Source organism: Pyrobaculum sp. (assembly GCF_049971835.1).
In the GTDB taxonomy this organism is placed as follows: Archaea; Thermoproteota; Thermoprotei; order Thermoproteales; family Thermoproteaceae; genus Pyrobaculum.
Window position 1 is genome coordinate 1 of record NZ_JBMFKV010000070.1, and the last position, 9,706, is coordinate 9,706.

Consider the following 9,706-nt stretch of genomic DNA (forward strand, 5'->3'; position numbering starts at 1 on the left):
GCCTTGTGGAGGGTGTGGTTAAGCTGGCCAGCGGCTGGCTGGTGCCAACAAGCCAACTCCCCTCTCTAAAAGCCGCAGTCCTGATGTACAAAGCCGTGGTAGAAGGCGAAGGAAAGCTGGGAGTCAAGAAGAGAAGAGGGGGTTAAAAATCCCCTGTAAAGATGTGTAGCGCCGAGAAGCGGCCGAGAGACGCCGGCGGGGGCGGCGCGCCGTAATCTGAGACACGCGCCGGGGAACGCGCCGTTGAGAGCCACGGGCCCTTTACATTTATCATGTGGATTTTTAAATATTTTCTTGTAGTGATCATGAAATTCGGAGAGGTGGCGATGTGGTTAAGTTTCGTGGCTTCTACCCCCTTGGTCTTTTGTACTGTGTGATGTGCTTTGCGTTGGTGTGGTTTAGTAGCTTCTCGTCTGCTGTGTAGAAGTCAACGCCCAGGGACTCTGCCAGCGATATGTACGCCGCGTCGTAAACTGTGACTCCTAGCCTCAGCGCGGTTTCTAGCACCCGCGCCGGCTCGACGTCGATGATCTCGATATCCGTCTGGTGGAGGAGCCTAAGCGCCTCGACAGCCTTGTCTCTGCCGATTATCCCTCTGAGTGCGTATTTCCGCAGGGCGCTGGCCACCTCAAGCCATAGGCACGGCGGGGCGGCGGCCCTCACTCTGCCGGCTAGGTGGTCGTCTCTCAGCCTCCTCGCCTCTTGGTGGTGGGGCTCGGGGAGCGCCCACTTGACGACTACCGAGGCGTCAACTACGAGCCTCACGCTCCTCTCTTATCCACTGGGTGGAGTAGTCGCTGTCTATCTCCAGCCCGGCTGATAGGCTGTCCAGCGCGGCGGCCAGCCTCCTGGCTTTCTCCTCCCGCACCCTCTGCTCTAGGTACCTTCTTATCTCCTCTGCGTAGTTTATGCCGAGTTTTTCAAGCTCCTCCTTCAACCTCCTGGACACCCTCACGCCGATTACCACGCTCACGTTTACATACAATGTTTACTTTAAAAAGTTAACGCATAACTTTATAAGTTACGCGTAGAGAGATGTGTGGAGTTTTTGAGAAGGGAGTTTGGGGAGAGGTTTATCGAGGACGGGGTGACGGCGCGTCTGTATATACGCGACGCCTCTTTTATAGAGTTTTCCGAGTCCATTGCCGGGGTTGTCTTCCCCGTCGACGAGGAGGAGGTGGTTAAACTGGTCCGCTGGGCGGCGAGAAACAAGGTGCCTCTGTTCCCCCAGGGGAGCGCCACCAGCCTTTCTGGTAACGCCTCGGCCACTGCGAAGGGCGTTGTGGTGAGCTTCGAGAAGATGGATAAGGTTGAGATCGACCCGGTGGACGGCGTCGCGGTCGTGGGACCGGGGGTGAGGCTGGAGGAGCTGAACGTGGAGCTTGCTAGGCACGGCCTCTTCTTCCCGGTGGACCCCGGCTCGGTGAAGAGCGCGACGGTGGGCGGCGCCATAGCCAACGGGGCGGGGGGAATGAGGGGGGCCAAGTACGGCACCATGAAGGACTGGGTGCTGGGGCTGAGGGTGGTGACAGGAAAGGGGGACCTCCTGAGGATCGGTTGCAGGACGTATAAGTGCCGCAACGGCTACGACTTGGTGAGGCTTTTCGTGGGTAGCGAGGGGACTCTCGGCCTCGTTACGGAGGCGACTCTCAAACTGGCGCCGGTGCCGGAGTCCGCCGTAGCTGTGCTGGCCTACTACGACGACCTCGAGACTTTGGTGGAGGACGTGGTTAGGGTGAGGGCAGGGAGGCTGTGGCCGCTGTTCGCCGAGTTCCTCGACGCCCCCACCTCGGCCGTCGTGGGGCTGGAGAATAGAAACACCCTGTTCCTCGGGGTGGACGTCAACGCCGGCGCCGAGGAGAGGGCCTTGAGGAGGTTGGAGTCTCTGGTCAGGGGCGAGGTGGCGCAGAGGGCACTGGACTGGGGCAACGCCATGAAGCTACTGGAGCCGAGGAGAAAGCTCTTCTACGGCCAGATATCCTCCGCTCATAAAGACGGTGGGATCCTGGTGATCGAAGACGTGGCTGTCCCCATTTCGAAGCTCCCCGAGGCTGTGCGCGGGTTGAAGAAGCTGGCAGAGAGGCACGGCCTGCCGCTACTGCTAGGCGGACACATAGGCGACGGCAACCTCCATCCGGCCACTTGGTACAGGAGGGAGGAGGGGCTCGGGAGAGTTGAGAAATTCCTCAGAGACATGGCGGAGCTTGTGGTGAAGCTAAACGGGACTGTGTCGGCGGAGCACGGAATTGGCGTCCTCAAGAAAGACCTTATAAAAATGGAGCTGGGAGAGGAGGCGCTTAACTACATGAGGGAGCTGAAGAGAGTTTTCGATCCCTACAACATACTCAACCCCGGGAAAATTTTGTAGCGTACACCACAAGGGAGAGGCCTAGGAGGAAGAGGGCGAGGGCCACTGGGTAGTCGAGGCGGGGGGCGAGGTCTTTCAGCAGGACCAGGACGGCGGCGGGCGCCGCCGCCGAGGCTAGATAGAGGCCGTGGACCCCCTCGGCGCTTGACGCGACGAGCAACAGCACCGTGGCTACGCCGAGCGCCGTGTCTGGGGGCGGCAGCTCGGGTAGGGGCAGGACCAGGCGTAGGGTCGGCGACGAAAGCGCCGCCTCTGCCAGATAGAGGGTCAGCGTGCTGAACGCCGATGTGTAGGGGTAGCGCGTAGAGACGGCGAGGTTTACCACTAGTAGCAACGCGGCGAAGGCCCCCTGCCCCAGGGCCCCGTCCACGGCCCGGGGATATATCGAGAGTATGGGGTGGGCGCTGAACATCATGTACTGGAGGACCCCGCTCAAGGCCCCTATGATGGGCCTCATAGCGCCCTTCTGAGGGCCTCAGCGCCTCTCAGGACTACGGCGCCGGAGTCTCTAAGCCTCTTGTAGAGGGCGAGCCTCCTCAGGGCGACAAGGGCGTTGGCCCCCGCGACGTCGACGTAGTACATAGGCCTGCAGTTCATGACGATGCACACGTCGAATAGCGAGCCGACGTATACAGTCACGTCGCCGCACGGCGGGTTTCCTTCACAGGCAGGCGTGAAGTCGCCGGGCAACGAGGTGGCCGGGCCGTGTCCCAAGACGTAGTAAGTCACCTCAAAACCCTTCTCTGAGAGTATCTCGGCGGCTCTGGCTGCCTCGGCCGCGACTAGGGAGCGGAGGCGCCTCGCGTCTACCACCACCACCGCGTTTCTCAGCTCGGGGCCCGTGCGCACATTTACATAGAGCTCCCCGGTTTTCGCAGAGGCCTTCCAGTTGATAAGCTTCATCGGGTCCCCCGGCTGGTACTGCCTCACCTCCACAAACTCCTCGACGCCGCGTCCCCGCTGTGCGGGGTTCGCGGCGGGGCGCCGCTCCTCGACATACGCCACGATCCTCCTCCTTGTGAATACGGCGTTGTAGGACACGACCACCAGGGGGAGGGGTTGAGACCTCTCCGTCAGGCGGTACCTCAGCCTCACCACCCTCTTGAAGGGGGGTTTGAAAACTCTCCACCGAGGCGCCTCCACGGGGGCGTCGATTGGCGCCGCGTCGTATATGTAGAGGACCCCGGGGCGCCTGTCCGCCTCCACCACCACCTCCACCTCGCTACCGACCCGCCTCCTCGACGCAGACACCTTCGGGGGGTCAAGCGCCGCGTTTACGCCGTAGGCGAATAGCGGGATGAGGGAGAGGAGGGCCAGGTCTGTATTAGCCAGCGCGAGGCCCGCCGTTATCAACACCGCGGCCGCCGCCAGCAGATTCCTAGCCACGCCTCTCAACACCTTTATAGATATAACACTTCTCGGCTGTGAGGAGGGTGGTGGAGGTGCTGTCTAGCTTCTACGTGGCGCCGAGACAGACGCTGGAGCTCATCCTCGCCGCGGTGATCGCCAGGGGGCACATACTCTTCAACGACCCCCCGGGGCTGGGGAAGACCACCCTGGCTAAGCTGGTGGCTAGGGCCCTCGGCCTCGCCTTCAAGAGGATACAGTTCACGCCAGACATGTTGCCCAGCGACGTCATCGGCGTAAACGTGTGGAGGCCCCACGAGGGGAGGTTCGAGTTTGTGAGGGGGCCCGTATTCACCAACGTCCTCCTCGCCGACGAGATAAACAGAGCGCCTCCGAAGACCCAGGCGGCCCTCCTAGAGGCCATGGAAGAGAGGCAGGTGACGGTAGACGGCGTGACCTACAGGCTGGAGGAGCCCTTCATCGTCCTGGCCACCCAGAACCCGGTGGAGTTCCGCGGCGTCTACCCATTGCCAGAGGCCCAGCTCGACAGGTTCCTAATACAGCTCTCGGTGGGCTACCCCGGTCCGGCCGAGGAGGCGGAGATTTTAAAACGCCGCCTCTCATGGCGCGGCGACGACCCCTCTGTGTATGTAAAGCCGGTGACCACCAGGGAGGAGGTTATGCAGTGGGCGCAGTACGCCGAGGCTGTGTACGTCGACGAGGCGGTGGTTCAGTACATTGTGAAGATTTCTCAGAGCCTCAGAACCCACCCCCTCAACACCTACGGCCCCAGCCCCCGGGGCTCCATAGCTTTGATGAAAATGGCGAGGGCCCTGGCCCTCCTCGACGGCAGAAACTACGTCACGCCCGACGACGTCAAGAAGGCGGCGGTGGCCGCGCTGGCCCACAGAATAGCGCCGAAGGAGGGGGACCCCAGAGACCTCGTGAGAGAGGTTCTGGACAAGACCCCGATACCCTACAAGTAGCTACAGGTACCTCTCCAGCAGAGCCGTCACCCTCTTGAGGTGTTGCGCACGCCTGCGCCTATTCAGCCGGCGCAGGAGCTTAACCACCAGCGGAGGCGCGAAGGGGGAGGGGGTGACATCCCTATAGTCGAGAGCGGCTCTGACCACCTCCAGCGCCTTTCCCTCGTCAACGCCGCCGCGCGCCATGTGGTACGCCACGTAGGTAGCCAGGAGAGCCACGTCGCCGGTCTCGATAAACCTCTTCTCTAGCCTCTTCACCTCAGCCACGTCGAGGTCGTCGTAGAGCCGGACTGGGCGCGGCCTCACGGCGTCGCCGCCCAGCAACAAAATAGCCGCCACCGAGCCGACGGCCACAGAGTAGAACAGCCACGTCGCCCCCGTCAGAGAAGCCACTTGGTACAACACGGATAGGAGGCCCCCGAGGACGCCGAAGGCCGCTGTGTGCCGGGCGAAGAACCTCCCCACTCTCCGCAGGCGGCCGCCCAGCAACCCAAGGGCAGAGGCGGCGGCGCCGCCGGCCCCTACGCCCCAGACCGCGGAGGAGAGCCAGTGGAGGTGGGTGAGTTGCAGAAACGAGCCCAGCCCCCAGGAAGACACGGCTATGGAGACCGGGGCCAGGGGCTTCTTGAGCCGGCGGGTGAAGAACCTCGCCGAGTTGAGAAAAAAGCCGAAGGCAACCACCACGAGGTACTCCCTGTGCCTAGGAGTCAGCACGGGCAGGGGGATGAGGTACAGCGCCGCCGCGATCCCCAAAAAGGTGGCCAGGTAGCCCCATACGTGCCGCCCCCGCCTGTGCAACAGCTGGCCCACGCCGAACCCGATGAAGAAGGCCCCCAGGGGCTGGGAGACCAGCCTCAGCACAGGCTCCACATAGCCCAGGAGTAGGAGGAGAAGACCCAGCGCTATGTAGGTCATAACGCCCTCCTCAGCCTCTCCACGTCACCCCTCCCCGCGGAGGGGCCAAACCTAATCCTCTCGAAGAGGAGGGCAAACTCCCCGTACTCCGGCCTAATGGCGGCGAGCTCCCTCGGCGTCACCGTAGGCGGCAGACCAAGCCTCCTCAACACCCTAAGATAGATAACCCCCGCCAGCCTCTTGTAGTCCAGCACCCTCACCAGGTAGATCACGGGGCCCGCCCTCACCAGGTAGAGGCCAGGCTTGTCAAACACCAGCCTCCCCGGGGGCCTGCCCACACGCCTCTTGTTTACATATACCGAAAAACCCGGCGGCCCCCTCACCACGAACTCCTCGCCGAGGCCCAGGGTTACGTACCTACGCGAGGCAAACACGGCAAGCGACGCCGCGGCAACGGCAAAGGCAACCGCTATAAAAAGCCAGGTGGGCAAAGCCGGAGAGGAGGGCGCGGGGAGGTCGGGGATCTGCGGTGGGCTGGGTTGCGGAGGCAGAGCGGTGAGGGGTATCGGGGGCGCGACGGGGACTTGCACCCCTCCGCCAGGGGTCGCCACGACGCCCACCCAGCCCACCCCCTCCACGTAGTACTCCGCCCAGGCGTGGGGGCTGAAGGCCTTGACAGACCACTCCGGGGGAACCGGGCCGTCGGACAGGTAGCCGACCACGAGGCGGGCGGGGACGCCGGCGGCTCGGGCGAGCAACACGAAGGCCGAGGCGAAGTGTATACAGACCCCCCGCCTCCCCTCGGTGAGGAACCACAGCACGGGGTCGGCCCCGGGTGGGATCTCCGGCCACAAGGCGTCCATAGTGCCGTCGTATCTAAAGCCGGTGGTTAGATACTCCTTAATCCGCGCCGCCGCGCAGGCGGCGTCGCGGCACCCGGCGGTCACGTTGGCGACGATCTTTTCAAGGACGGGCCTCAGCTCCGGCGGCACCTGCAGATAGCGCCCGTCCGGCTTCTCCACTGCAGTGCCTCGGCCTATGTACGACGCCACGTATCTAGGCGAGCCCCCCGCCAGCGAGACGTAGAGACCCTCTATGTCTGCAGAAAGCCTAGCCCCCGGCGCCACCTCCCTAAAAGAGCCGATGGCCAAGCCGTCCACCGGGGGAGACGCCACCGGGACGCAACTCCCCATGAGCGGCCCGGAGAGGTTCAGCTCGCCGCCGAGCCTAAGCGGCCCGCCCCCCACGGTCACCACCCCGTCGCCGAAGGCGCGGCCGCCCTGCCCCGACCAGCTCCACAAACCCCCCGCGTATGTGTCGAAGACGTAGCACCTAAGGTACATCTCGCCCCCCGCCCCCCTCGCCTCTATGTATGCCTTGAAGTACAGCCCGCCCGACACGCTGACGACCGGGGGCTGCGGAGCCGCGAAGCCGCCCTGGCCAAACGGGGGGGCCCGGCCAGGCGCGTAGACGGGGTGGATTAGAGATGCCAGCCCCACCGCGGCGAGGAGGATCCCAACTACGGCGAGTATCCACCTCACGATTTGCCTATCATTTTTCTCAAAAGCTCGGCGATGTGGGGAGCCTTCCTCTCTAGAACCCCAAGGGCCTCGCCGACGGTCATATCCGGCTTCACCCCAAAAGCCGCCAGGGTGAGGAGAAAGTCCTCAAGGACGTCGGAAACCCTCACGTTGCCCATCCAGTCCGTGGCCTTCAGCGCCACGTAGCGCCTCTTACCTATCTTAACAGTCTCGACGACGCCGTCCCGCTCCAGAGAAAAGACGTACCACTGCACAGCGCCGTACGAAAGCCCCAGCTCCTTCGCCAGCCTGTATATGGGCACAGGGCCCTCGCGGCGCAGAATATCCAAAATAGCCTCCTTGGGGTCCCTACTCCCCACAGTGTGTGTAGAAGCCCCATTTATTAACCTAACGCCACAATTACAACAAAGCCGGCGACGCAGGCTACGCCCTAAACACGATCCTCCCCCCCTCCTCCACCACCCTTAGCTCGTGGATGGGCCACCCAAGCGCCGACTTCACCACGACGGCGCGGTCGGGGAAGTACCTCCACACAGTGTTAAACAAGTTGAGCAACTCCGGCGTCGGCTCCACGCCCCTGAAGGTGGCCAGCACGGCCACTCCCGGCAACGCGCTTTGGATAAAATCGAGGATGTAGGCCACCCTCTCGGGGCCGTACATCGCCAGCACCTCCTCCAAGCCGTACAGCGAAACTACCGGCGCCCCCGCCACCTTCTCCACCGCCTCCTCCAAGACGTAGTCCTCCGCCAGCGCCGACGCGGGCACCACAACCTCCTCCACGTCGCAACCCATCTGCCTCGCCACAAGGCCGACGAAACGCGACGTGGACAAGACTCCCACCCTCACGTTGTCCATATAGTCGCAGAGGTACCCCGCGCTGATTCTGAGACACTTGGGGTGCTCACAGATAAACGCGGCCACCCTGCTATTGTTCAACAACCCCGGCCGCCTAACCCCAGGCATGAGCTCGGCCAGAGACTTCGCCACATCCTCCGCAAACGCCACCCTCCTCCCAGACGCCACAGCCACAGATCTATCCCCAAGCTCGCTCTGAGACCACCTCCTAATTATACGCACACCCCTCCTGGAAATCGTGAAGTAGAACTCCGCCCCCGGCGCCGGCCCCAGCCTAGTCTTCACAACCCTAATCCGCCTGTAGCGGGCCCCTCGGTGGAAGAACTGAGCCACCTCCAGCAGGGTGTCGGCCATGTAGGCGAAGTGGGAACCCCCGATGTCCTCCTCGCCGATGGCTATAACCGGGCCGCTGAACAGTCGGTACATGGAAGACGCCGCCTCTCTGCTCTGCGGAAGCGCGTTGATGCCGTCGAGAATCACCACGTCGGGAGACACCTTGACGTACTGCTCCACCACGCCGTTCAGCAGAAGGTCGGCGTCTGAAATCGAGACGTAGTCCAGCACCACGAACCTAGAGGGGTCGAGGCCGAGCCCCTCTATCTTCCCCCGCACCTTATCCCCCGTCTCGTAGAAACCCACGTACAAAACCCGACCACCCATCTCAGCCGCGGCGTAGAGAGCCAGAGAGGTCTTCCCAGAGCCAGGCGGGCCGTAGACAAGGGTAAACCCCTGGAAGAAATCCTTCATACCCCGCCGAGCCTCTGGACAAACCGCCGCCACCCCTCCTCACTCCAAAGCGCCTCAGCCGCCACACTCGCATCGACCCTATACCTCCTCACAAACTCCACAAAAAGCATTGAGATAAGCTCGGCGTTGTGCCGCCCCATAGCCGCCTCCACATACCGCAGAAAAAGCCACGGCTTCTCAAAAACCTCCCCAGGGTTTCCACCCCTCTGCCTGATCTTAAACTCCACCACCGCCCTCAGCGGCACTCCCAGCGACATGTAGAACTCCCGAAATAGTTGGTACGCGTCCACAAACTTCAACTACCACCACCTTAAATACCTTACTATATACACGGCGGACCCCACCAGAAGAAGCATTTAAACCACGCCGCAGATACATACAGTGATGTAGCCAGGCGCTGCCGACAAGTGAAGACAGCTCGAGAGGGCTGACCCCCAACATTACACCCCACGACCCACACCAAAGAGTATATAAATCGGTGGATACAAAACGCCGTGTTTGAAATAGCAGAAGTCGGCACACGCGGCATGACTCTGATATACGGGCCGCCAGGTTCGGGAAAGACCTCAATCGCCATGCGCCTAGCCAGCAAAATAGACGGCAAAGTGCTGTGGATATCAACCGCGGAGGGCCCCGACCTCCTAACAGAAACCGCCAAGAGGCTCGCGGTAGACCCCTCCAAATTCGACTTCCTAGACTTCCCCCGCGCCTTCCAAAAAGACATAGCCCGCTACATCCTAGACCACGTACCCAGCTACAGCGCCGTGGTAATAGACTCGGTTGAGGGCGTCGCCGGCCGGCAGAACATAGACGTCGTCACCCACTCAGTCCTATACCAAGTAGCGAAGGAGAAGCCAGTCATCCTAGTCGCAGAGGAGGAGACGCCGAGGATAGCCTACGTGGCGGACCACGTAATACACGTGTGGTACAGGATAAACAGCCTAGGCCACATAATAAGATACATACAGCTAGAAAAATCAAGAACACGCCCACCAAGCCCCCGCTAC

General features: G+C 62.2%; 12 protein-coding genes. 3 read left to right on the plus strand and 9 right to left on the minus strand.

What is annotated here, in order from left to right:
- Nucleotides 1-348 precede the first annotated feature (348 nt).
- Together ACP5J3_RS07420 and ACP5J3_RS07425 are read right to left on the minus strand one after the other, a co-directional pair.
- Nucleotides 349-765: a type II toxin-antitoxin system VapC family toxin gene (locus ACP5J3_RS07420; RefSeq protein WP_428495100.1), complete on the minus strand. Its 417-nt coding sequence runs from the start codon at nucleotides 763-765 to the stop codon at nucleotides 349-351.
- Nucleotides 749-973 (minus strand): antitoxin, encoded by a 225-nt coding sequence (locus ACP5J3_RS07425; protein ID WP_263242670.1) that lies wholly within the window; start codon nucleotides 971-973, stop codon nucleotides 749-751. Before ACP5J3_RS07425 ends, ACP5J3_RS07420 begins: the two co-directional genes overlap by 17 nt.
- Nucleotides 974-1,039: 66 nt before the next feature.
- Here ACP5J3_RS07425 and ACP5J3_RS07430 point away from each other — a divergent pair, with 66 nt between their 5' ends.
- The gene (locus ACP5J3_RS07430; protein ID WP_428495101.1) at nucleotides 1,040-2,368 is read left to right on the plus strand and encodes an FAD-binding oxidoreductase; all 1,329 of its coding nucleotides are present in this window, start codon (nucleotides 1,040-1,042) and stop codon (nucleotides 2,366-2,368) included.
- Here ACP5J3_RS07430 and ACP5J3_RS07435 read toward each other — a convergent pair.
- Together ACP5J3_RS07435 and ACP5J3_RS07440 are read right to left on the minus strand one after the other, a co-directional pair.
- Nucleotides 2,346-2,825, minus strand: a complete 480-nt coding sequence (locus ACP5J3_RS07435; protein ID WP_428495102.1) for a hypothetical protein — start codon at nucleotides 2,823-2,825, stop codon at nucleotides 2,346-2,348. The genes ACP5J3_RS07430 and ACP5J3_RS07435 overlap by 23 nt on opposite strands.
- Nucleotides 2,822-3,754: a DUF58 domain-containing protein gene (locus ACP5J3_RS07440; RefSeq protein WP_428495103.1), complete on the minus strand. Its 933-nt coding sequence runs from the start codon at nucleotides 3,752-3,754 to the stop codon at nucleotides 2,822-2,824. The genes ACP5J3_RS07435 and ACP5J3_RS07440 overlap by 4 nt, the downstream gene beginning before the upstream one ends.
- A 38-nt stretch (nucleotides 3,755-3,792) precedes the next feature.
- On the opposite strand from ACP5J3_RS07440, the gene ACP5J3_RS07445 reads away from it, so the two are divergent.
- Nucleotides 3,793-4,701 (plus strand): AAA family ATPase, encoded by a 909-nt coding sequence (locus tag ACP5J3_RS07445; RefSeq protein WP_428495104.1) that lies wholly within the window; start codon nucleotides 3,793-3,795, stop codon nucleotides 4,699-4,701.
- Here the strand turns inward: ACP5J3_RS07445 and ACP5J3_RS07450 are convergent, their stop codons facing one another.
- The 5 genes from ACP5J3_RS07450 to ACP5J3_RS07470 form a co-directional block, all read right to left on the minus strand.
- The gene (locus tag ACP5J3_RS07450) at nucleotides 4,702-5,616 is read right to left on the minus strand and encodes a hypothetical protein (protein WP_428495105.1); all 915 of its coding nucleotides are present in this window, start codon (nucleotides 5,614-5,616) and stop codon (nucleotides 4,702-4,704) included.
- Complete coding sequence (locus ACP5J3_RS07455; protein WP_428495106.1) at nucleotides 5,613-7,097, minus strand: transglutaminase domain-containing protein; 1,485 nt, start codon at nucleotides 7,095-7,097, stop codon at nucleotides 5,613-5,615. Before ACP5J3_RS07455 ends, ACP5J3_RS07450 begins: the two co-directional genes overlap by 4 nt.
- Complete coding sequence (locus ACP5J3_RS07460) at nucleotides 7,094-7,456, minus strand: helix-turn-helix domain-containing protein (RefSeq protein WP_428495107.1); 363 nt, start codon at nucleotides 7,454-7,456, stop codon at nucleotides 7,094-7,096. The genes ACP5J3_RS07455 and ACP5J3_RS07460 overlap by 4 nt, the downstream gene beginning before the upstream one ends.
- A gap of 64 nt (nucleotides 7,457-7,520) precedes the next feature.
- Nucleotides 7,521-8,699, minus strand: a complete 1,179-nt coding sequence (locus ACP5J3_RS07465) for an RAD55 family ATPase (RefSeq protein ID WP_428495108.1) — start codon at nucleotides 8,697-8,699, stop codon at nucleotides 7,521-7,523.
- A complete protein-coding gene (locus ACP5J3_RS07470; protein ID WP_428495109.1) occupies nucleotides 8,696-8,989 on the minus strand; it encodes a hypothetical protein in 294 nt (97 codons plus the stop codon). The genes ACP5J3_RS07465 and ACP5J3_RS07470 overlap by 4 nt, the downstream gene beginning before the upstream one ends.
- A gap of 204 nt (nucleotides 8,990-9,193) precedes the next feature.
- Between ACP5J3_RS07470 and ACP5J3_RS07475 the strand changes: the two genes are divergently transcribed.
- The coding region (locus ACP5J3_RS07475; protein ID WP_428495110.1) for an RAD55 family ATPase at nucleotides 9,194-9,706 on the plus strand (513 nt) is incomplete at its 3' end.

Excerpts from the sequence above, each read along its gene's own strand:
- ACP5J3_RS07435 (WP_428495102.1), bottom strand. The coding sequence starts at position 2,825 with ATGAGGCCCATCATAGGGGCCTTGAGCGGGGTCCTCCAGTACATGATG.
- ACP5J3_RS07450 (WP_428495105.1), bottom strand. The coding sequence starts at position 5,616 with ATGACCTACATAGCGCTGGGTCTTCTCCTCCTACTCCTGGGCTATGTG.
- ACP5J3_RS07465 (WP_428495108.1), bottom strand. The coding sequence starts at position 8,699 with ATGAAGGATTTCTTCCAGGGGTTTACCCTTGTCTACGGCCCGCCTGGC.